The sequence below is a fragment of the Rhizobium redzepovicii genome, assembly GCF_019793435.1.
Classification (GTDB): Bacteria; Pseudomonadota; Alphaproteobacteria; order Rhizobiales; family Rhizobiaceae; genus Rhizobium; species Rhizobium redzepovicii.
Window position 1 is genome coordinate 384,089 of the sequence record NZ_JAILYH010000001.1, and the last position, 22,525, is coordinate 406,613.

At 62.8% G+C, this 22,525-nt stretch carries 17 protein-coding genes and 3 pseudogenes; 15 read left to right on the forward strand and 5 right to left on the reverse strand.

All coding sequences use genetic code 11. From position 1 onward, the window contains the following. Positions 1-18 precede the first annotated feature (18 nt). The 4 genes from K6N12_RS01795 to K6N12_RS01810 all read left to right on the forward strand — a co-directional run bounded on the left by K6N12_RS01795 (position 19) and on the right by K6N12_RS01810 (position 2,510). Positions 19-162, forward strand: coding sequence for a hypothetical protein (locus tag K6N12_RS01795; protein ID WP_164918697.1), 144 nt, complete (start codon positions 19-21; stop codon positions 160-162). A gap of 13 nt (positions 163-175) precedes the next feature. After that, positions 176-1,438 carry a YcaO-like family protein gene (locus K6N12_RS01800; protein ID WP_222148629.1) on the forward strand — a complete coding sequence of 421 codons (1,263 nt, stop codon included), beginning with the start codon at positions 176-178 and terminating at the stop codon, positions 1,436-1,438. After that, the gene (locus tag K6N12_RS01805) at positions 1,435-2,178 is read left to right on the forward strand and encodes a TfuA-like protein (protein WP_222148630.1); all 744 of its coding nucleotides are present in this window, start codon (positions 1,435-1,437) and stop codon (positions 2,176-2,178) included. The genes K6N12_RS01800 and K6N12_RS01805 overlap by 4 nt, the downstream gene beginning before the upstream one ends. Before the next feature lie 65 nt (positions 2,179-2,243). Then, positions 2,244-2,510 (forward strand): hypothetical protein, encoded by a 267-nt coding sequence (locus K6N12_RS01810; protein ID WP_003594963.1) that lies wholly within the window; start codon positions 2,244-2,246, stop codon positions 2,508-2,510. Positions 2,511-2,622: 112 nt separating this feature from the next. On the opposite strand, the gene K6N12_RS01815 is transcribed toward K6N12_RS01810, so the two are convergent. From K6N12_RS01815 to K6N12_RS01825, 3 genes are all read right to left on the reverse strand, one after another. Next, complete coding sequence (locus K6N12_RS01815; RefSeq protein ID WP_097625694.1) at positions 2,623-3,027, reverse strand: helix-turn-helix domain-containing protein; 405 nt, start codon at positions 3,025-3,027, stop codon at positions 2,623-2,625. A gap of 202 nt (positions 3,028-3,229) precedes the next feature. After that, positions 3,230-4,066, reverse strand: a complete 837-nt coding sequence (locus K6N12_RS01820) for an amidohydrolase family protein (RefSeq protein ID WP_097625695.1) — start codon at positions 4,064-4,066, stop codon at positions 3,230-3,232. A gap of 238 nt (positions 4,067-4,304) precedes the next feature. After that, the gene (locus K6N12_RS01825) at positions 4,305-5,090 is read right to left on the reverse strand and encodes an IclR family transcriptional regulator (protein ID WP_097625696.1); all 786 of its coding nucleotides are present in this window, start codon (positions 5,088-5,090) and stop codon (positions 4,305-4,307) included. Between the two features lie 303 nt (positions 5,091-5,393). On the opposite strand from K6N12_RS01825, the gene K6N12_RS01830 reads away from it, so the two are divergent. From K6N12_RS01830 to K6N12_RS33945, 5 genes and pseudogenes are all read left to right on the forward strand, one after another. Then, the gene (locus K6N12_RS01830; RefSeq protein WP_097625697.1) at positions 5,394-6,128 is read left to right on the forward strand and encodes an SDR family oxidoreductase; all 735 of its coding nucleotides are present in this window, start codon (positions 5,394-5,396) and stop codon (positions 6,126-6,128) included. Between the two features lie 80 nt (positions 6,129-6,208). Continuing rightward, the gene (locus K6N12_RS01835) at positions 6,209-7,486 is read left to right on the forward strand and encodes an L-fuconate dehydratase (RefSeq protein WP_183777831.1); all 1,278 of its coding nucleotides are present in this window, start codon (positions 6,209-6,211) and stop codon (positions 7,484-7,486) included. A gap of 245 nt (positions 7,487-7,731) precedes the next feature. Continuing rightward, complete coding sequence (locus K6N12_RS01840; protein ID WP_222148631.1) at positions 7,732-10,314, forward strand: caspase family protein; 2,583 nt, start codon at positions 7,732-7,734, stop codon at positions 10,312-10,314. Between the two features lie 24 nt (positions 10,315-10,338). Then, positions 10,339-11,001: a tail fiber domain-containing protein gene (locus K6N12_RS33940; protein ID WP_246645357.1), complete on the forward strand. Its 663-nt coding sequence runs from the start codon at positions 10,339-10,341 to the stop codon at positions 10,999-11,001. A 19-nt stretch (positions 11,002-11,020) separates the two neighbouring features. Next, positions 11,021-11,370: pseudogene (locus K6N12_RS33945) on the forward strand (methyltransferase family protein); the annotation flags it as partial. A gap of 224 nt (positions 11,371-11,594) precedes the next feature. Here K6N12_RS33945 and K6N12_RS01855 read toward each other — a convergent pair. Further along, positions 11,595-13,199, reverse strand: a complete 1,605-nt coding sequence (locus K6N12_RS01855; RefSeq protein ID WP_222148632.1) for an NHL repeat-containing protein — start codon at positions 13,197-13,199, stop codon at positions 11,595-11,597. Between the two features lie 180 nt (positions 13,200-13,379). On the opposite strand from K6N12_RS01855, the gene K6N12_RS01860 reads away from it, so the two are divergent. After that, on the forward strand, positions 13,380-13,970 hold the full coding sequence (locus K6N12_RS01860) for a hypothetical protein (RefSeq protein WP_054183992.1): 591 nt from the start codon (positions 13,380-13,382) through the stop codon (positions 13,968-13,970). 186 nt (positions 13,971-14,156) lie between these two features. Continuing rightward, positions 14,157-14,662, forward strand: a pseudogene (locus K6N12_RS01865) (hypothetical protein); the annotation flags it as partial. Positions 14,663-14,768: 106 nt separating this feature from the next. Here the strand turns inward: K6N12_RS01865 and K6N12_RS01870 are convergent. Further along, positions 14,769-15,288 (reverse strand): annotated as a pseudogene (locus K6N12_RS01870) (HupE/UreJ family protein); the annotation flags it as partial. A gap of 550 nt (positions 15,289-15,838) precedes the next feature. On the opposite strand from K6N12_RS01870, the gene K6N12_RS01875 reads away from it, so the two are divergent. The 4 genes from K6N12_RS01875 to K6N12_RS01890 all read left to right on the forward strand — a co-directional run bounded on the left by K6N12_RS01875 (position 15,839) and on the right by K6N12_RS01890 (position 22,523). Continuing rightward, entirely contained in the window at positions 15,839-16,216 is a 378-nt protein-coding gene (locus K6N12_RS01875) for a hypothetical protein (RefSeq protein ID WP_097625702.1), read from the forward strand. A 211-nt stretch (positions 16,217-16,427) separates the two neighbouring features. Then, positions 16,428-18,359, forward strand: coding sequence for a DUF4384 domain-containing protein (locus tag K6N12_RS01880; RefSeq protein WP_183854750.1), 1,932 nt, complete (start codon positions 16,428-16,430; stop codon positions 18,357-18,359). Between the two features lie 22 nt (positions 18,360-18,381). Then, entirely contained in the window at positions 18,382-19,998 is a 1,617-nt protein-coding gene (locus K6N12_RS01885; RefSeq protein ID WP_222148633.1) for a caspase family protein, read from the forward strand. Further along, positions 19,995-22,523: a trypsin-like serine protease gene (locus tag K6N12_RS01890; RefSeq protein ID WP_222148634.1), complete on the forward strand. Its 2,529-nt coding sequence runs from the start codon at positions 19,995-19,997 to the stop codon at positions 22,521-22,523. Before K6N12_RS01885 ends, K6N12_RS01890 begins: the two co-directional genes overlap by 4 nt. The last annotated feature ends 2 nt before the right edge of the window (positions 22,524-22,525 follow it).

A 22,525-nucleotide genomic window follows, 5' to 3' on the forward strand; every position in this document is an offset into this window, starting at 1 on the left:
ACCAATCGGAGATGGAACATGAAGACGAATGCTGAAACCACCGCAGTTCAGACCCAGTCCCTGCGCTTCTCTGCAGCTGCGAGAGCAGCGATGAAACAAGATGAACTCAGCGTTTCCGCCAATGCGCTCGAGAGCCTGACGCATGCGCTGAGGTTCCGCTAAGGAACAGAAACGGATGTCTGTTTTCACCGATCTCGAAACGCTTGCCGGTGACCTCAAACGATCATCGGCCGGCGTCAGCGATTATCATGACCGCGCCGTCACGCCGGCTCAGACACTTGCAGCTATCAGGCCGCATCTGCGCGAATTCGGCATCACGCGCGTCGGCCTGCTGACCGCGCTCGACGTTTTGAACATCCCCGTCGCATTCGCGACGCGGCCGAACAGCCATACGCTCTCGGTTTTCCAGGGCAAAGGCATCGACAATGATGCCGCCATGACCTCGGCCGCCATGGAAGCGATCGAGACGCGGATCGCCGAAATCCCGCCCGCCGACCTGACGGAGGCGACTGTCGCCGGCATGCGGGCGGAAAATGCCGCCATGATCGATCTCGACAATGTCGCCCGCTGCGCGCCCGACGAGATCGGCAGCGGACCCATTCCCTGGTGCTCCGGGCTCGATATCCTTTCCGGCAGCAGCGTCTTCGTGCCCTGGTGGCTCGTCGGCCTCGACCATCGCGGAGAAAGGCCACCGGGTTTCGAGCAGTCGAGCGATGGGCTGGCCTCCGGCAACACGCCATCCGAAGCCGTCCTGCACGGGCTCTGCGAACTGGTGGAGCGCGACGCCTGGGCCCTGACCCAGCTGAAATCGCCCGAGCGGCTGAAGGAGAGCCGCATCGATCCTGCCTCCTTCGGCGACGCAGTCATCGATGTCATGACCGACCGGATCGCACGCGCCGGCATGCGGCTGCTGCTCCTCGACATGACCACCGATATTGGCGTTCCCGCCTTTCTCGCCGTCATCATGCCCGGCAATCTTTCCGACCGCGTCGATGCGCGCTGGGCCCATGTTTGCGGCGGCTGCGGCTGCCATCCTGATCCCGTTCGCGCCGCGCTGCGCGCCATCACCGAAGCGGCGCAGAGCCGGCTGACCGCAATTGCCGGCAGCCGCGACGATTTTTCGCCGCGCGTCTATCAGCGGCTCGACCAGAGCGCGGCGATGCAGCAGGTGGTCGAACTTTGCGAGGGCGGCGGCCGCATGCGCGCCTTCCAGCCGCGTCAGAGCCGCCCGGCAACGATCCAGGAAACCATCGGCCATATCGCCGGCCGGCTGGCGGCGACCGGCATCGAGCAGATCATCGTCGTGCCGTTTGCGCACCGGACTCTGCCGGTCTCCGTCGTCAGGGTCATCGTGCCGGGCCTGGAGGTCGATATCTCCGGCCAGTACATCCAGCTCGGCATGCGGGCGGTCAACACCATGAGGGGAGCCCAGTCATGAAGGTGCTGTTCGTCGGTCCGAGCCTTGGCAGCGATCTCGCCGCGGCAAGAGCCACATCCCCTCGCATCGATTTCCGGCCGCCGGCTGCCTGCGGCGACATCCTCAAGGCCGTTCACGGCGGCGCCACCGCCATCGGTCTCGTCGACGGATATTTCGGCGATCTGCCTTCGGTCTGGCACAAGGAAATTCTGTTCGCGCTCGAGCACGATGTCGCCGTTGCCGGCGGCGCCAGCATGGGCGCGCTGCGGGCGGCCGAATGCGCGCCTTTCGGCATGGTCGGGCTCGGCTCGATCTTCGAAGATTACGAGGCCGGGCGGCTGCTCGACGATGAGGCCGTCGCGCTGGTGCACGCGCCGCAGGCGCTCGGCTGGCTGCCGCTCTCCGTGCCTTGGGTCGATTTCGAGCCGACGATCGAGGCGCTTCTGACCAGTGGTGAGATCTCGTCCAGCGAGCGCAAGAAACTGCTGCTTGCCGGCCGTTTCCTGCATTTTTCCGAGCGCACCTATGCCAAGGTCGTCGACGAGTGCCATTTCCGCAAGCCGCGCCGCGACCAGATCCTCGCCGCGGTCCGCCAGCATCGTGTCGAACGCAAGCGCAACGACGCCCGACTGGTGCTGGATTGGCTGCGCCGGGACGAATTCTTGCCCGTCAACCGTGACTGGCGCTTTGCCGCGACCTCGCACTGGGAGCTGCTGCACGCCGAAGTCACGCGCAATGCAGTTGCTGTAACGCTCGAATAACGGTCACCGCGGAAGATGCATTGGTAATGGAATCGTACGGTTTCACGGCCAAAGGGGCGGGAACGATGTTTGAACAACGCAACGAAGGTACAGGCAGCGAATACGCAAGGATCTTCCGGCTGCTGTCGGCAGCCAAGGAGGAGGCTGAAAAGCTTCAGCTGCGTAATCTGATGCACCTGACGAACATGGCGCTGCTGCAGGTCGTGATCGATTGGGACGGCATAGATCCCGACAGGGAACTAGACGTCAATCTCGAGAAACTGCTCGGCAGCAAAGCCAAGATCGCAATGAAGGACGCCAGCGAGAATCTGATCCTGATCGATCGCCATTAATCCGGATCAATGGATATCAATCCCGGTCGATCACCATCGATCCCGGTCGAATTGATCCCGATCGCTATTTATCCTCATGCGGCCCAGTGGATTCGCGTGAAGGAGACCTGGTTTATTCGGCTGCTTCGCCTTCCACCTGTTCGGTGTGGGCAATCGCCTGGACGAGCTTCAGGATCTTCTTGCGAAGAGCTTCGTTCTTGATCGAAAAGAACGCCGCATTGAGAAGCACGCCTTCGCGCGAGATAATGAATTCCTCGCTAGGAGCCGGGTTGTCGTTGGCCGTATCGGGGGCCGACAGATCGTCGAAAAATGTCCTGACGTCGACCTTCAGCGCGCCGGCGATTTCAACCAGCATGCTGGCGGAAACGCGGTTGGAACCCTTTTCGTATTTCTGGATCTGCTGGAACGTCACGCCGACGCGGTCGCCCAGTTCCGTCTGAGATACTTTCCTCAATAGACGCTGAATACGGATAGTCTTTCCGACGTGAACGTCGACGGAATGCGGTTCTTCTTTCATTTTTTCCCTCCTGAGGACACGGACTGAAGTTATTCGCCAAATCCGTGTCTGACAACTTTTACCTGAGATGGCTAAAGCTAGCAATTGCCCGGCGGTAAGTCGTCCCAAACCGATACACTGCGTCGCTTCATCCTTACAGAAGCAAAAGACATGCCAGAGTAGCACTTTTGCAAGCCACAGCACATCATGTGATTTTGTGACGTCAAAGCGACCAGAGGCGCTGGGCATTGGCGAAAAGCAGCCCGGAGCGCTCCGCCTCGCTGCTGCCGGACAGCACGGCATGGGTCGCGGCAACCCAGGTGGAAAGGCCGCCGCCGAGCGTGCACACCGGCCAATCGCTGCCCCAGACGACGCGATCCCAGCCGAAGCTTGCTATGACATGCTCGATATAGGGCCGGAGCGTCTGCGCCGTCCATGTCTCGGCGTCGGCATAGGCAACGACGCCGGAGACTTTGCAGACGACATTCGGTCGCCGGGCGATCTCCGAGATGCCGGCCTTCCACGGCTCGTAGGCATCGGAGCGGATATCGGGCACGCCGCAATGGTCGAGCACGAACTGCACATCCGGCGCCAGATCGACGAGGGCTGTGACGCGGCCCGCCTGGTGCGGCAATGTGCAAAGGTCGAAGGTCAGGCCGCTGCCGCCGATGCGGCGGATGTTTTCGCGAAACAAAGCACCTTCCGACACGTCGTCGGGCACGACATGCAGCACGCGGCGGAATCCCTTGACGAAGGGATCGGCCTTCTGCCGCTCGAGATAGGCGGCAAAGCCTTCTTCCTCCGGCCGGCAGGAGACGATGGCGCCGGCAATCAGGCTGCCTGTCTTTTTGGCGATGCCGGCGATATGGTCGGTCTCGGCCTGCATGGCGGCGGGATCGACGTCGACCTCCATATGCAGCACCGTAGTGATGCCGCAGCGCCGCGCCTCGGCCGCGTAGGTCTCATAGAGAAAATCGTGATCGAGATCGGCCACCTGGGAAAGCCAGGGATAGGGTAGCGCTGAGCGATCGATAATGTGCAGATGGGTGTCGATGAGCACGCTTTTCTCCTCCAGGACAGGCTGTGCGCAAGCTATCCCTGGTGAATGGATTGTTCAAATAAAAATTGCCGGCCCATAGCTGCCCCTCACTCTAACCCTCTCCCCGTAAACGGGGCGCGGGGACGTGCCATGCGAGACATTCGTGTCGAACGGAGGGGTTGCGGCTATTCCCTTTCGCTCCGTTTACGGGGAGAAGGTGGCGGCAGGCGGAATGAGGGGCCGCTCTCGCAGTAACCCGTCAGCCAGAATTGGCGACGTCGGCACCGGCCAGCAGCGACAGCTGGTTGGCCGCCTTTTGCACCAGCATGGTCGCCTGGCTGATATCCGGCGCGGTGGGTGCATTGACAAGCGCGATGAAGGGGCAGGTGAGGGCGGCGATACAGCGCCCGTCCGGCCCGAGAACGGGCGCGGAAAGATTGTAGACGCCTGATGTCTGGGCGCTTGCCATCATCTCGTAGCCGCGCTCGCGGATCTGGTCGAGACGATCGTAAAAATCGGGCCCGAGTTCGATCTCCGCGCGGCTGCGTACATGTTCCGAGATCATCATCTCCCGCTCCTCCGCGCTGCGGAAGGCGAGCAGCACATGCCCCGATCCGGTGTCGAACAGGCTGATATGGGCGCCGATGCGGATCGAGAAGCCCCAATAGTCCGGCGCCTCCTGCTGGGCAATAACGACAGCCGCGCCGCGGTCGAAGACGGCGAGGTGATTGGCCTGGCGCGTGCGCTGGGCGAGATCGCGCATCAGCGGCGTCGCATAGGATGCAAGCCGGCGGACCGGCGTATGCAATTGCGCCAGGCCGAACAGCTTCAGCGTCAGCGAATAGCGGTCGCCGTCCAGCCGGGTGACGTAACCGCGGCGCACCAGGCGGTCGAGCATGCGGTAGAATTCGTTGGGGCTGCGATCGAGCCGCTTGGCGATATCGGCCTGGGTGAGGCCGCTGTCGACGCCGGCGAGCAATTCCAGGATATCGAGGCCCTTGTCGAGCGCCGGAGCGCGATAGCGGTCTGACTCCTCGGTCTCCATTCCTTCCTCCTGTGAATATCACTCTGCATATACGCAGAAGAGCAGCCGGAAAAGGAAAAGTTTGCGCTTGACCCTTGGCTAATCGTCTGTTTGTCTATAAACAGACAAATCATAGCTGAAGACGCAGCTTGACATCCGGTGAGATCTCGCGCGCTTCCGAAACGAAACCAGGCGGCAGGCGGCCAGCACTCTCTTGCCGCAGAGCGGTCACAGCGCGCAAAATGGGAAAGGGTGAGCCCGCCTTCGTCAGACAAAACGCATTCCATCGTTCCGCGCAGACAATTCCAGAAAAGGCCCCGTGACATGACAAACAGACTTTCCGGCAAGACCGTTCTCATCACCGCCGCCGGCCAGGGCATTGGCCGTGCAACGGCGACAGCCTTTGCCGCGGCCGGCGCCAAGGTCCACGCGACCGACATCAATACCGAGGCGTTGGCGACCTTAGCTGCGGAAACCGGCGTTTCCACCCATCAGCTGAACGTGCTTGAAGAGGATGCGGTCAAGGCTCTGGTCGCCGAGATCGGCGCTGTCGACGTGCTGTTCAACTGCGCCGGCTTCGTTCATGCCGGCTCGATCCTGGAGATGAAGGATGCCGATTTCGAATTTGCCCTCGACCTCAACGTCAAGGCGATGATTCGCACGATCCGCGCCGTGCTGCCCGGCATGCTGGAGCGCAAGGACGGGTCGATCATCAACATGGCCTCGGTCGCCTCCAGCATCAAGGGCGTGCCGAACCGTTTCGCCTACGGCGTCACCAAGGCCGCCGTCATCGGGCTGACCAAATCCGTCGCCGCCGATTATGTCGCCGAAGGCATCCGCTGCAACGCCATCTGCCCCGGCACGGTGGAGAGCCCGTCGCTGCAGGACCGCATGCGCGCGCAGGGCGATTATGACGCCGCCCGCGCCGCCTTCATCGCCCGCCAGCCGATGGGCCGGCTCGGCTCGCCCGAGGAGATCGCCGATCTCGCGGTCTATCTTGCCGGCGCCACCTACACCTCGGGCCAGGCGATCGCCATCGACGGCGGCTGGACGATCTGAGCCCATTCAGCGATGTGGCCGGCACGCAGCCGGCCAATCCGGCCCCGCCGGCAGCCGACCGCGTTAACGGAGAATACACCATGACCCGCATCACCGACCTTCGTGTCTTCGATCTCCGCTTCCCCACGTCGCAAAGTCTGGATGGGTCGGATGCGATGAACCCCGATCCGGATTATTCGGCCGCCTATGTCATTCTCGATACGGATACGCCCGATCTTGCCGGCCACGGCCTGACCTTCACCATCGGCCGCGGCAACGACATCTGCTGCATGGCGATCGAAGCGATGCGCCATCTCGTCGTCGGCGCCGAGCTTGCCGAGGTGCTCGCCCATCCCGGCAAATTCTGGCGGCATCTGACCAGCGACAGCCAGTTGCGCTGGATCGGCCCGGAGAAGGGTGCCATTCATCTGGCGACCGGCGCCGTCGTCAACGCCGTCTGGGACCTGCTTGCCAAACAGGCGGGAAAACCGGTCTGGCGCCTTGTCGCCGAGATGTCGCCGGAGGCGATCGCCGATATCGTCGACTACCGCTATCTCACCGACGTGCTGACGCGTGAGGAGGCGGTCGAGATCCTGAAGCGCGCCGAAACCGGCAAGGCCGAACGCATCGCCATCCTCGAAAAGGAGGGTTATGCCTGCTACACCACCTCGGCCGGCTGGCTCGGCTATGAAGACGAGAAACTGCGCCGCCTTTGCCGGGAGGCGATCGATGCCGGCTTCAACCATATCAAGATGAAGGTCGGCCGCGACCTGGACGACGATATCCGCCGCCTCCGGATCGCCCGCGAGGTGATCGGTCCCGATCGTTACCTGATGATCGACGCCAACCAGGTCTGGGATGTTGGCCAGGCGATCGACTGGGTCAAGGCGCTTGCCCCGGCCAAGCCCTTCTTCATCGAGGAACCGACCAGCCCCGACGATGTCGCCGGCCACCGCAAGATCCGCCAGGCGATCGCACCGGTGAAGGTCGCGACCGGCGAGATGTGCCAGAACCGTATCATGTTCAAGCAGTTCATCGCCGAGGGCGCGATCGACATCGTCCAGATCGATTCCTGCCGGATGGGCGGGCTGAACGAAGTTCTCTCCGTGCTGCTGATCGCCGCCAAGTTCGGCCTGCCGGTCTGGCCGCATGCCGGCGGTGTCGGGCTTTGCGAATATGTCCAGCATTTGTCGATGATCGACTACATCGCCGTCTCCGGAACCAAGGAAGGCCGCGTCATCGAATATGTCGATCACCTGCACGAACACTTCCTCGACCCCTGCCGGATCGAGAACGCCGCCTATATGCCGCCCACTCAGCCGGGCTTCTCGATCGAGATGAAACCGGCCTCGATCAGCAACTATACGTTTCCAAGCTAAGAAAACTTCGCCAGCGCCGACGTATCCGCGGTCGGCCGCAGGATAATTTCCTGTTTTCGACAGTCTTTCCTGACGCCGATGGGCTTCCAATCTGACGGGACTGCTCCAATTCACTTGGAGGCGGGCGAAGCTTGCTTTTTTTAGCAGTGAGGAATATTTTCAAAGGGTGAATGCGGAGGGGGCCCAGCACCAGCAGGCCAGCAAATTTTATTGAACTTAAACAATAGAATGTTTGCGATCGAGCCATGCCCAAGTTTCACTACGTCAAGAGACTGTGCGCCTATCTGCTGATTGCTGCGGCAATGCTGCTGTCGATCGGCACGGCACGTGCCGCCATCACCGAAGGTGAGAACGGACGCCGCGTCGCCCTGGTCATCGGCAACTCGGTCTATAAGACACTGCCCTCGCTTCCCAATCCCGCCAATGATGTCGAAGAGGTCGCGACCACGCTGCGGGCGGCCGGCTTCGACGTGACGATCGGCGTCAATGTCGACCGCATCGGGCTCGAGGATACAGTGCGCCGCTTCCTGCGTTCGACCAGCAATGCTGAGGCCGGCCTGATCTATTATTCCGGCCACGGCATCCAGGTCGGCGGGCAGAATTTCCTCGTGCCGGTCGATGCGACGCTCGAGACACCCTATGACGTCGAGACTCAGACCATGCCGCTCGACCTCATCCTCAATCACCTCAAGCAGAATTCGCGGGTGCAACTGATCTTCCTCGATGCCTGCCGCAACAATCCCTTCAACGCCCAGAAATTCTGGATGGCAGAAAAACTGGAGCCGGTCGGCGCCACCCGCGGCCTTGCGCGCATCGACAGCGATCTCGGCAGCCTGATCGCCTTCTCCACCGAACCGGGCCAGGTGGCGCTCGACGGCACCGGGGCGCTCAGCCCCTATTCCGAATCCTTCATCAAACGCGCCAGCGAACCCAACAAGGAAATCCGCCAGGTGCTGACCGATGTGCGCCGCGACGTGATCGCCATGACCGGCGGCAAGCAGGTCCCCTGGGAAAACTCCTCGCTGATGGACAGCTTCTATTTCATTCCGGCGCCGCCGCCGCCGAGCGTCGAGCCGATGCAGCAGGTGAGCGTGCCGGAAGGGGCTGCCGCCACCAAGCTGCCGATCGCTCCGCCGCATGACGAGACCGGCTCGGCGCTGCTCGTCACCCTCAACCAGCTTCCGCAGACCGGCAAGCTCAGCTTCGACGGCAAGCCGGTCGAGCAGGGCGCCAAGATGCCGGCCGCGGCGCTCACGGCACTCACCTATGATTCCTCAGGCGTTAGCGCCGGAACCGTCGGCCTGATCGGTTACACCGTCAGCGATCCCTATGGTCAGGCGACGCAGGGCGTCGTCGCGATCACCGTCTCGGCGGATGCCGGGGCCAAGCTCGCCCAGCTCGAGCAGCAAAAGCAGGTGCGGCTTGCCGACGCCGATGCCTATCTGAAAACGCTGCCGCGCGACGTCGACACGCCGATCGGCGTCGGCCCCGTCAAGACAAGCCTGCCGGTCGTTCCGGCATCGGCCGCCGAAATGACCTTCAAGGTCGCAGCCTTGCCCGACAAGGGCACGCTGCGGGCCGGAGACCGGGTGATCGGGCTCGGCCATGTGCTTGAGGCAGCCGACATTCCGGGCCTTTCCTACGAGCCGCAGATCGGCACGGAGAACCAGCCTTTCGCCCTGACGCTGCAGGCGGCCAATGACAACCTGCCGGCAGCGACCGTCACCTTCAAGCCGGTGCTCGACGCCTGCGACACATCAGCCGCCGCACCCCTCGACCTGCAGGGCGTGACCGCAGGCAAGCTGCCGAACGAGATCGACCCGAATGTGGCCCTGCCTGCCTGCACGGAAGCGGTGAAGGCCTATCCCGAGGTTGCCCGCTTCGTCTACCAGCTCGGCCGCGCCCAGCTCGCCAACCGTGATACCAAGACGGCGTTCGCCACGATCAAGAAGGCGATGGATGCCGGGCATGTTCGGGCGATCGAGCAACTTGCCAGCCTATATATCGTGGGAGCCTCTGTACCAGCCGACCCCGCGAAAGCGACCGAAATTGTCCAGGCAGGGGCCAAGAAGAACGACCCTTACGCACTATATGCTTATGGCAAGAGCCTCTTCTACGGACGCGGGATCAAGGCCGATACCCAGCAAGGTCTCAAGCTGATGCTGCAATCAGCCGATCTCGGCCATACGTTTGCGATGAACGAGCTTGGCTATATTTTCCTCAATGGAGTCAACGTTCCCGCCGATCCAGAGCGCGGCATTCGCTTCTACGAGGCAGGCCTCGAACGCAACGATATCTATTCTATGAATAATCTAGCGTTGGTTTACCGGTTCGGAAAAGCCGTGCCTCAGGATCTCGGCAAAGCGCTGGAGCTTTTCACCAAAGCAGCGGAAGGTGGGCAACCTTATGCTCCGACCAACCTCGGGCGCATGTACAGAGACGGCATCGGCGTTGCCGTCGACCAAGCGGAAGCGGTGAAGTGGCTGGAGATGGGCGCCGAACGCGGTGATTACTGGGGGGCGCTCGACCGCGCCAGACTCGCAAAGGACGAGGTTGAAGACCCGGAGAGCATGGCAACCGCGGCGCGCTATTTTGCGCTCGCAACTGCCGTCAACATGCCGAGAACAGGCGATCCGAAGAATCAAGCTCTAGCAGGACTCAAGGCTCTACCTACCGCTGCGAAGAAGAAAGCAGAGGCAAGCTTTGTCGCCGAGCTAGATGCTCAGGAGCAAAAAGCAATTTCCAAGTCAAAGTCGCTGGATGACAGGCTCGTCAAGCTCGCCAAAGCGACATGGGTCAAGCGAAATCCGAGGTACGATCTCTTCTAAAAAGGCGACATGGGGGCGCCCTACATGAATAGTAATCCAATCATCCGTGTTCTCATGTGCACGACAATCATCGCAGGCTCAGGCGCAATATTACAGAGTTGCATCTTCGATCCCGGCGCTAGGACACTATTCGCCAGCGAAGAGCCGGCAGTCAACAAACAGTCGACGGTGAAACGAACACCAACCGTCAAAAAGGTAGCCGCGCCTCGCAACGAAACGGCATTCGGCCGTTCGGGCAACGATTCAGGATCCGGTTCCAGCGCAAGTAACTCTTCTGGTATGGGCGGCTCTTCATCAAGCGACAGTGGCGACTCCGGCGGCGGTCCTTCTGGAGGTTGGGATGGCTCAGATCGTCGCTTGAAAACGGAAATTCGCCGGATAGGTACTTCGCCTTCAGGAATTCCAGTTTACATATTCAGATATGTATGGGGTGGCCCGCTTTTTATCGGTACCATGGCTCAAGATCTCCTTCTGATCAGGCCTGAGGCGGTTATGCAGACGGCGTCAGGATACTACATGGTGAATTACGCGAAGCTCGATATCAAAATGATGTCTATAGACGACGGTATTTCACTGGCTACATCGGAATCTCGTGATGCAGCCATCGCACTCTCCGTTGATGCCGGGAACCGCCGACAACAGAGAAAATCGGTAACTTCGCAAGGTACCGTCCTGCCTGTTATATGATCATCGATATTTCGCCCAGATCTACGTCTGGGCGACCATTGCCTTCGGGCCGCGATTTCCAACTCGACCCATCGCGGCATCATCACCTCAGGCCCTTACCGCTTCATCAAACATCCGGCCTATGTCTCGAAGAACATTTCCTGGTCGCTGTTTGCGACCCCGAGCTTCGTCGCCAGCGGTCTTGCCGAAGGATTGGCGCGGGCAGGCATGCTGGCGATCGTCAGTCTGATCTATCTGCTGCGCGCGCGGGCCGAAGAGCGCATGCTGAGCGAGGATCCCGCCTATCGGGACTACGCCGAGACTGTCGCCGCAAATGGGCTTCTGGCGATGGCGAAACGGCGGCTGGCGCCGACCGCGCCGCGCGTCTGAAAATACCTGCAAAGGACGCGGAGCGGCTCAGCTTTTCACGGAATGCTTCGCGTTTTGCCTGGCATTGCTCCTGACCAGGTTGAGTTTGGCGGAAGCGCATCCCCCACTCTCCGTCGTCCTCGGGCTTGACCCGAGGACCTATGCCGCAGCTGCTGGTGGTGCCATGTGGATGCTCGGCTCAAGGCCTGGTGTAACGGAGGATGGAGTGGCGACGCTCCCGCCGTTCACCCATCCAGCCCCTTGAAGCGCACCGGCTGGTAGCCGCGCATCAAGAGGCTGCCGAGCGAATAGGTGTTGCGGCAGACGCGGCCCTTGCAGGCGTTGGGCGAGGCCTCCATCACCTCGACCTTGCGGTCGTCGGTGAAGCGCATGAACAACAGCACATGCGAGCCGGGCTTGTTCAGCGCGTCGCCCGGCCGCATCGACCAGGGGTCGGCGACGCGTTTGGTGATGCCCGGGATGGCGCGCGTCGAGACATGCATCTTCAGGCCCCAGGCGTCGCTGACGAAACCGGAACAGTCGACGCCGAGAATATTGGTTTGCGGCGCACTCTTGGTGCAGACATTGCCGGCGGTCTGGCCCTTTTCGACGCCGTCCATGAAATCCTCGAGCCGGGTCTTGCAGCCCCAGCAATAAGGAACGCCCTTCACCGTTTGGCCGCGCTTGCCGATCAGGTAGATCGGCCGGCGCAGCCGGTTCATGTTGATGCAGCCGGGGCCTGGGTCCTTGCCGTAGGCTGATGACGTCACCAGCCAGTTCAGTGTCTCGAAGCCGATCGCCCGCTCGATGACGTCGCTGCGCGACTTCGGCACGATCGCCAGTTTCGGCGCCTTGCCCGGCTTGCCGGCATTGAGCGGTTTTGCCGGCCGCGCGACGGCAAGCTTTCGGCCAGGGTCGCGGCCGTCGAGCCGCAGCACCTGCGCCCGGCTTTCCTGCGATTTGAGATAGAGCACGTCGCCGCGCGGACCGATCGCCACGAAACGCCGGGAAAAGACCGTGCCGGGGTCGATCGGCAGGTCGTAGACCCGGTCGATCGCCCCGTTGGGCGTAAAGCGCACCACCAGCATGCCGGTGCGCTCTGGCTGATCGGCGGGAACGAGTTCGACCAGCGCATAGGGCCTGCCCGTCGTGTCGATGTCGAGAAGTTCGACGGTGCCGATGCGGCCCTCGGCAGTCAGCGGCAGCGACAGGAAATTCTCCTCCGAGCTGCTGCGCCGCAGCAGGATCTCCGCCTTGTCGTTTGCAGCCGAGACTTCGGCGACAATATCGCCGAGCCCACGGCTCGGCACATATTGAATGACCGGCGGGCGGGGCGCCGGCCGGCTGGTGCTGCGCCCGATCTCATCGACGATGCTGTTCAGCGGCCCCGGCGGCACCGAGCCCATCGAGGCAAAGACCGAGCGGGTGTAATCGTCGGCATCGCCGCCATCGACGGCGCGCAGCGTCTGCGACCTTCCATCGGCCTCGGTGGAGCGTTCGAGGGGCACGACACCCTCCGACCAGAGGTAGAGTTCGTTGTGGACGACGGCCAGATCTTCCGGGCTGGCATTTTCCGGCAGCGGCAGGATTTCGGGCTCGGCCTGCGAGCGCTCGGCGTCGATGGCGATCACGCGGCCATTGTTCTGGTCGAGAATATAGATGGTGCCGTCGTCGCCGACGGTGATCGCCGCAGGTCCCGATGCCTCGACTTCCTCACTGGCGGAAATAATGCCAACCGAGCGGCCGCCATCGCCGCTGCGAAGCTCTATAATCGTCGTGTCTTCGGCAAAAACCGGCGAGGCGACCGCAAGTGCCGCGGCAATCAGAATATGCGACCCAAAACTACGCATGTCCTCGACCCCCGAACAGGACGATGTCAGGCCGGCTCGGCCTTCTCTGACCGTCAAGTCTTCGAAATGGTAAGATAGATGCGCCTTGTCAGCAAGCCGTTGCTTTCCAAACGATTTGGAGATTGGCGCCGGCGATAGTACAAGAACATCGTCTCGAAGATTTGCTGGCGGGAAATGCTTATGCTGGAATGGAACGGTGACGAACTGGCGCTCGATATCAGCCTGCTGGAGCAGGTGCGCGCCGCAAGGATAGGCTTCTCCGATCGCGTCTGCGCCGCCTCGCAAAGCACCGATGACAAGCATCTGGCGCAACTGCGCTCCGAGCCGACCTATCTGATGGCCGAATTTCTCTACTCGATGAAGGTCTTCGGCATCAACACGGCCGAGGATATCGAGCGCTTCGCCGATCTGCACAATGATTACGTGGTTTCGCTGACCCGCGATCCGGCCAAGCTGCAGCGCCTGGGGCTGTCGCAGGATCGCGCGCTCGCCTCGATGTTCACCGCCGACACCAAGCCGCGGCTGATCCAGAACTGGGCGGAGAAATCAGGCGCCATCGACCAGTCCAATCTCGCCCGGTTCCTGGTGGCGGTGATGTCGAGCGAGACCTGCCGCAAGACGCTGATCGATTTCGAGACCGCCGGCTTCATGCAGCGCAAGCGCTCGCCCTATGGCACCATGGTCGTCTGGTCGACGGGAACGATCGAGGAGATCTTCGGCGAAATGCTGCGGGATCTGCGCCTCAGCCTGCAGCAATTGAAGATCCTCTGACCCGGCGCCAAAGCAACGGATTGAAGCATTCGGTTGGCGCAAAAGGAGCCCGCAGGATCGACCGGCGCCTCGGTCAAGTAACGCGCCCCTTCGATTGTCGAAGATAGTGCAAAACCAGGAAAAATCAGGAAACCTGTAGCCCGACAGCACGCTATGATACGGCGTCTCGAAAATTGTTTGGCGAACTACAGCATTGTTGGCGATGTGATGTACACGAAGATTTCGGGTCAAGCCGGTACCCCGAAAGGGTTTCTGGCAACCGATGTCGAGCTCTCGAGTAAGACCTTCGCAGGCTTCCTCGGCGCCGGTTATGCCGTTTCGAAGACAGTTCCGCGCGGCTGGATGTCGTCGGCGGCCTGCGTGTCTGGTCCGTGGAAAGCGAGCTTTCCTTCCACGGCGGCATTCTGGACGGGCGCTCCAGAACGGATAACGCAACCTGGGTGGACGGCTTGGTCGGCTTCAAGGGCACTTACGCCATTACCCCGGAGGTCTACCTGACCGGCTGGGGACTCGTCGGCGCCGGCGGCGCTGACCTCGATTGGGACGTTGCCGCTGCGATCGGCTACCGGTTCGCCGACAACGTCTCGGCCGTTGCCGGGTACCGCGCGCTCGGGGTGGATTACAGCAACGACGACTTTGTCTTCGACGTCGTCCAGCAGGGCCCGATGTTGGGGCTGGTGATACACTTCTAATGCATGTCGCCCGGAAGTGTGCAGCGGTTCCGGGATAACGACATGCATCAAAACGAAGAGCTAAAGCGCGGCAGGTTTCCAGCCGATCCTTGTTCCGCGCCATCTCTCATATCCCGAGACCGGCGATCCTGGGAACGAGCCACAACATTGACGCCGTGCCGATCGCGTAGGCGCCGAGCCGGCGGGTCGGCGCCAGCGGCAAGGCGACCAGAGCGGCTCCGATCCTGAACAGGACCAGGATCGCCGCAACGAAGATGAGCTGCCCCGCCTCAACGCCCAGATTGAACGTCAAGAGGCTCAGCGGCACGTCCGATTGCGGCAGGCCGGTTTCCTTCAATGCGCCGGCGAAGCCGAAGCCGTGCAGCAGTCCGAACGCGAAGGCCACGAGCCAGGGATAGCTCTCGGACAGCCGCCTCCCGCCCGGTTCCGTCTTGACCAGTTCGCGCGCCACAAACGCAATGCTGAGCGCGATCGTGGCTTCCACCGGCCTTTGGGGCAGGCTGAAATATCCAAGCGACGCTTCCAGCCAGTGTGATGCTGTGGGCGATCGTAAACGCCGTGATGGTCTTGAGCAGCATCCAGCGGTTTCGGATTAGCAGGATGAGCGCAAGCACGAAGAGCAGGTAGCCTGCCGGAGCAATGAACGACGCCGCAAGCGAAGCCGCTGCAATAGCCATGAAACGGGACTTCATCATATTTTCCTCCCCCGGAATTATGTAAAAGCCAAACATTTCTACGATTACATGGACTGGCGAGCCCTCTCGTGTCCTTGATACAAATCAAAGCCTGGAACTCGGGCCTGTTGCCGTCGCAACGGCGCGCCAACCGTGCCCTTTGGTTGCCGGCCTCACCTGCTTCCTTCCAGCTATATTGTTAAGAAGCCGGGGGATAAGCTAGACGACAATTTTGATTAGAAAATTTTACCTGATGACACCGACTAATCCGCGGGAGAATGCTATCCCTGCGAACATCGTTCCGATCCGATGTGCTTGTCTGCGATGACGCCGGCCACAGCCGGCGCCAGCAGAATGTGCGATCTGTCCCGCGGACGCTCCCAAGCCTATTTCACCCCTCCCAACCGATTGGCACTGAGCGCCGTTGCCATCTTTCCGGCCTCTGCCTATTGTCCGCAAGCATGTCGCGCGCGGTAGCGCCCATAAGACGGATGTGACGACGATGACGAAATCCCGGCTCATACCCCTGTCGATCGGCCTGCTGCTGGCGCTGCAGATGCCTCAGCTTGGCCATGCCGGCCCGGCCGAGGATGCGCTGGCGGCGCGCAACCCCGCGCTTGCGGCGCTGCGCCAGCATGACGAAAAGGCCTTTGCCGCAGCCACTGCGATCATCGCAGAACACGAAAGCGCCAAGGGGCTGACACCCGGTCAAGGCAAACTCCCGGACGCGACCTCGCCCGGCCGCGACATGGGCTCGGGCCCCGGCAAGGAATTCACGGTCGATAATCCGGATATTCTCTGGCTCTATAATTCCTCGCCCGAAGGGATGAGCGACCTGATCTCGATTTTGAAATCAGCCGGGCAGAAACCCAAGAACTAAACGCAGGTCCAAAGTCGAAAAGACGAGATCCGGCGGCTGATATTGCCGATCCAGAGTCTTGCGCACGTCTTTTCCGGGACGGTTTCTTCGCGGCTCCAAATAATTTGTAACCCTCCCTCAAGCAAGACAGGCAAAGCCATCCCAATTTCGCCGGTCGGTGCTATTCTCATCTTCAACACAGTGTGAGATTGTTCGAAGAGGAGGTTTTCCCATGTCGCACCGCAAAGCCATCCTAGCCGCAGCCACCTTCCTCTCGTTCTTTGCGGTGGTTCCCGCCGTCGAGGCGCAGAACGAACGCACACTGACCGAGGCGCCGGCACAGACCGGCCCTGTCAGCATCACCTTCGATCGCGCCGAGGCCAAATACGCCATCGGCGAAGTCGTCGGCCTGTTCATCCAGTCGACTGAGAACAGCTATGTCACGGTACTGAACGTCTCGCCGAACGGTTCCGTCATCAAGCTTTTCCCGAACAAATATCAGACCGATGCCCTCGTCGGCCCCGGCAAGCGCGTGCAGGTGCCGGATCCGGCCAGCGGCGCCCGGCTGCAGGTCTCCGGCCCCGTGGGTCAGGAGCAGATCAAGGTCTTCTATTCCTCCAAGCCGCTGACCATCTTCGCCGATCTCGGCGGCAGCGGCAGCGGCATGTTCCGCTCGGTCGACGGCGGCATGGATGCCGTGTCCCGCAGCCTGGAAGAGGCCCGCAGCCTCGGCACCAAGATCAGCAGCAAGACGCTGATGCTGACGACGGTCGACAGCCCGGCGGCTCTGCCGCCCGTGGCCGCCCCGCCCGTCGCAGCCGCCCCCGCAGCAAAACCGGTCGAACAGGCAGCCAAGCCGCCGAAACCGGCAGCCGCTCCGAAGCCGAAACCGGTGATCAAACAGGAAGCCGCCAAGAAGCCGGAAACGGTCGACAAACCGAAGGCAGCGCCAAAACCGGTCGCGCCGAAGCCTGTGGAGCAGGCCGCACAACAGCCGCCGAAGAAATACAAGATCGTCACCAATCTGGCGCCCGGCCAGGAGCTTGCCGCCGACGAGCTGCAGTTGATCGGCCCCGCCGACACCACCTCGTCCACCCGGCCAACGCAGTATAAGCAGCCAGCCCAGACGTCCCAGACGAAAATGCCGAAGCTGCCGATGCCGCAGCTGAAGATGCCGCAATTCAAACTTCCCGGCGGCTTCAGCATCAAGATGCCGCAGCTCAACCTCGGCCGCTCGGCCGAACCCAGCCAGGCCGGCGAGGATATCGAAGTGGCGAATGCCGATACACCTGCCTGCACCGCCCTTCTCGACAAGCTGAACACCGCCGTCGCCGCCAAGGATATCAATGCCGCCGCCTCCGAGGCCGATGCGATCGCCGTCAGCGCCGAATGCGGCCAGTTCCAGGTCAATGCCCAGCGCCGCGTTGCAGCCCTCAGGCTCGCCGCCGCCCAGGAGATGATGGCCGCCAACCAGCCGGTCGCCGATTACGAGCCGCTGCTGGTCGCCGCCGACAGTCCGCAGGTGCTCTGGCAGGCCTCCGCCACGCTCGGCGAGATCTATTTCTCCGCCCGCCGCTTTGCCGATGCCGCCGCCGATTACCAGCAGGCAATCGAGATCATCAAGAACGAGACCCGCACCCCCAAGGCGCCGCCGGCCGACACGATCTCCGACCTCATCCAGCGTGCCGCCCAGGCCCGCATCCTGGCCGCCAACCCGACGAGCGACAACCCTGAAGGCAGCTTCGTGCCGGCCGAGAAGGATCACCGCAGCGGCGTGCTCGGCGGCATCTATTCCGAAAATGTCCGCGGCATCGTGCCGGTGTCCATTCCCGTGCCGATCACCTTCGACTTCGACAAGTCGAGCTTCACCTCGATCGGCACCGAGGCCGCCGAGGAATTGCTGGAGGCGCTGAAGGAGCAGAAGCCCGGCCGCATCATCCTGATCGGCCACACCGACCGGCGCGGCGGCGACGACTATAATCAGAAGCTCTCCGAACGCCGCGCCCAGGCGGTGGCCGATTTCCTGAAGAGCCACGGCATCGATGCCTCGATCGACGCCGAAGGCCGGGGCGCCTCCGAGCCGGTGGATGTGACGGCAACGGCAAACCTCACCGAAGACGATGTCGACGCGCTGAACCGCCGCGTCGAATGGCGCCGCGAATAGCTGGGGCGAGGGGAGTTTGGCCATGTCCGCATCCGTTTCCATGGCCGCCGCATTCGCCCTCCTCAGTCTGGCGGCGACAGAGACCCTGGCAAAAACCATCGAGGCGCCGGAGCGCGGCGCCGTCCGGGCAGTCCTGATCGGCATAGACCTTTACCGCAACGTTCCGCCGCTGCACGGCGCAGTCGCCGATGCCGAGGACCTTTCCCTTTCCCTGCGTTCGGTCGGCGTCGAGGACATGACGCTGTTGAAAAACGGCGAGGCCGACCGCCAAGGCATCTTCCATGCGATCGAAGCCGTGACGGAACGGGCAGGGACCGGCGATCTTGTCGTTCTCGGCATCGCCGGTCACGGCTCGAGCGAGCCGGAGCGCGTCAAGGGCTCGAAACCGAGCGGCCGCGACGAGGTCTATGTGCTCGCCGGCTTCGATACCCGCCTGCCCGGATCGCGCGAGCGCATCTTCGGCGACGAGTTCAAGGTGCTGATCCACAAACTGGAGGCCAAGGGCGCCGATGTCGTCTTCATCGCCGATACCTGCCATGCCGGCGGCATGACCCGCGATGTCGATCCGCGCGGCGCCGAGATCACTTGGCGCCAGGCGCCGTCCTATACGATCGAGGAGGACGACCTCGCGCCGATCTCGACGACGGCGGACGCGCTCTCCACCGGCTTCGATTTCAAGCGGCTGACCTTCCTCGCCGCCGTTGACGACAACACCAAATCGCCCGAAATCTCCATTCCCGGCATCCCGCAGAAACGCGGCGCGCTGAGTTATGCCACCGCCCGCGCCTTCGAAGGGGCGGCCGACCGCAACGGCGACGGCGCCGTCAGCCGCCGCGAACTCTTCGAATATGTGCGCCAGGCGGTCTATCAGTTCACCGACCAGCGGCAGAATATCTTCACCCAAAGCCCGCCCGGAACCGATCTCGACCGCGCCGTCGTCTATGATTACCAGGGGGCAGGGGCGCAGGCGGCGGCGGAGAAATCGAACGCTCCGCCGCCCGTCGAGCCCGCGCCGATCAGCATTGCCGCCCTCGGGGCCGAAGCGGTGCTGCAGGGCATCGAGCCGGCCGTCACGCCGTTCAAGCTGACGGATGGTGCCAATGCCGAACTGGTCTTCGATCCCGAAAAGCACGAGGCGATTGCCGGCGGCGATGTCGTCGCCTCCGGCATCGGCGCCGGCGACATGCCTTTCGTCGTCGACCGGATGGCCGCGCTCGACACGCTGAAGCGGCTGTCGGAGGTCAATCCGCAGACCGTGCGCGTCACGCCGTCCGACACCGTCCACCGCGAGGGCGAGCGCGTCGGCGTCACGGTCTCCGATCTAGCCGGCCGCAAGCTGATGCTCTTCGACGTCACCGGCGATGGAACCGTGCAGTTCCTCTATCCCGGCGAGAAAGATGCCGAGGCTGAGATGCCTGCGAATTTCGACCTCGATCTGTCGGTCGTCGCCCCCTTCGGCACCGATCTGCTCGTCGCCGTCACCTCCGAAACCCCGATGCCCGAACTCGTCGAATTCCTGAAGCAGAACGACAGGCGCCGCACCGCCGGCAATATCGCCAGGCGGCTCGGCGATGTCCTGCCCGAGGGCGCCCGCGTCGGATTTTCCGTCCTCTATACCTCCGCCGGAGCCAAGCTATGAGCGCGTCGATCAGCAGCATCCTCAACGTTGCGGCCGTCATGCTTCTGCTGGCCTCACCGGTCCTTGCGCAGCAGGATACCGATTTTGCCGGCGAGGATGGCGGCCGCGTCATCGGCGGCCAGGCGGCAAAGAAGGGCCAATGGCCCTGGCAGGTAAAAATTCTGGCGCCCGATCCCGAACAGCGCGGCCGCTTCGGCGGCCACTGCGGCGGCTCGCTGATTGCGCCGCGCTGGATCCTGACCGCCGCCCACTGCGTCACCAGCGGCCGCTCCGGCAAGCAGGATCTCTTCGCCCGCGATCTGCTGATCGTCGAGGGCAAGTCGAAGATCGACAAGGTCATCTCGGTCGACGGGCCGGATAAACCCGGCCTTGCCGTCGAAGACGTCGTCATTCACGAGGATTTCGATCGCAAGGTCTTTGCCAACGATATCGCCCTGATCAAACTTGCCGAACCCGCCGTCTCCAGGCCGGCGGTCCTCGCCTCGGCCTCCGATGACGAGGTGGAGGCGGCCGGCCATAAGGCTGTCGTCACCGGCTGGGGCTACACCAAGGCCGATCACGGCTGGGACGACAAATACCTGCCGACCGAGTTGCAGGAAGTCGAGCTGCCGATAGTCCCGCGCGAGGATTGCCGTGCCGCCTATCGCGACAGCTCGATGCGGATGAACCCGATCGACGAACGCAATGTCTGCGCCGGTTATGCCGAAGGCGGCAAGGATGCCTGCCAGGGCGACAGCGGCGGGCCGTTGGTGGCCCAGCGCCCGGACAAGAGCTGGATCCAGCTCGGCATCGTCAGCTGGGGTGCCGGCTGCGCCGAGGCCGAGCACTACGGCGTCTATACCCGCGTCGCCGCCTTCCGCGACTGGATCGCCGCTAAGACCGATGGCGACGTGCCGAATGTCGAAACGCCGGCCGCCGATCAGGTCGCCTCGACCACCACCGGTCCCGGGAGCAAGCTCAGACAATCCGGCCAGAAACTGGCGAACCTCGCCATCACCACCCCGCCCGCCGGCGATACCGCTCCTGCCGCCACGAGCGAAACGCCCGCCGACAATACCGCGCCGACCACCAAGCCTGCCACCGAAGAACCCGCTGTCCAGCCACCTGTTGCCGAGGCACCCGCTCTCCAGGCACCCGGCATCCAAGGCTCCCCCGGCGACCGCGTGCTGCTGATCGGCATCGACGATTACGAGATGCGCGAGGCAAAACTCACCGGCTCCGCCAGCGACGTCAAGGCGATGCAGCTCTTCCTGGTGAAGACGCTCGCCTACCGCCTGGAACAGATTCACACGCTGACCAATCGCAAGGCCACCCGCGAGGCGATCCTTGCCGAAATCGACGACTGGCTGGTGCGCCAGTCGACGCCTGGAAGCCGGGTCTTCCTCTATTTCAGCGGCCAGGGCTCGGAGGAAATGGGCGCCGACGAAACAACCAGCCCGACGCTTGTCGCAGCCGACGCCAAGCTGGTGCGCGAGGCCGGCAAGGTGACCGTCACCAACCAGATCCGCGAAACGGAAATCGCCGCGCGGCTGAACAGCCTCAAGGACCGCCGCGTCACGCTGTTGATCGACGCCTGCCATGTCGGGCCCGGCAGCCGCAGCGCGGTGGCCGCCCCCTCCGGCTCCGTGCGCTGCCTCGGCCCGGCGCTGGCCGAGCTCGAACCGCCGAACAAATCCGGCAAGGAGGCGAAATTCTCCTTCGGCGGCGAAAACGCCATGGTCTGGTCGGCGGTCAACTCAGGCCAATGGGCGCTCGTCGACCGCGAGGCCAGGCCGCCCGTCGGCGTCTTCACCCGCCGCTTCATCGAAGGTGTGCAGGATGGCGTGGCGCGGGCCGCCGACAAGCCGAATGTCAGCAACGCCGCCCTGCTCGATTATGTAAGGCGCAAATCCGACGAATATTGCCGGACGCATGCGCAGGATTGCCGCTTCACGCCGGTGCCGCAATTTTATGGCCAGCCGGATGCGCTCGGCCGCGATGTCATCACCGGCGAGGAGGCGAAAACCCCGGTCGCCGCCGTCGAGAATACGCTGAAGACGGACAATGAGGCGGGCGTCGCCGTCGACGTGCTGCCCGGCACCTCGGTCGGCATCGGCGACAAGGTGGCGATGCGCGTCTCCACGAAGAAGTCCGGTTACCTGATCCTCGTCGATATCGACGCCTCCGGCAAGCTGACCCAGCTTTACCCGAACAAGCGCTCGATGGGGCTGAAACCGACCGCCAAGAGCGGCGACAACCGGCTCGATCCGGCCCGTCCGGTCGTCGTGCCGGATGCGCGCAATCCCTATACCGGCTTCGAATATGTGGTGGAGGGGCCGGCCGGCGTCGGCATGGTCGTCGCCATTCTCAGCGACAAGCCGATCGAAGTGCTCGACCTGCCGGATGTGCCGACGCCGCTCGTCGGCCAGCGCGCCGCCTTCAACTATGTCTACGATCTCGCCCGAACATTGAGGATCGTCGGCGACGACGAGACCGGCGCCCAGGGCAAGTGGTCGTTCGATTCCAAATTCTACCGCATCCGCTGAAG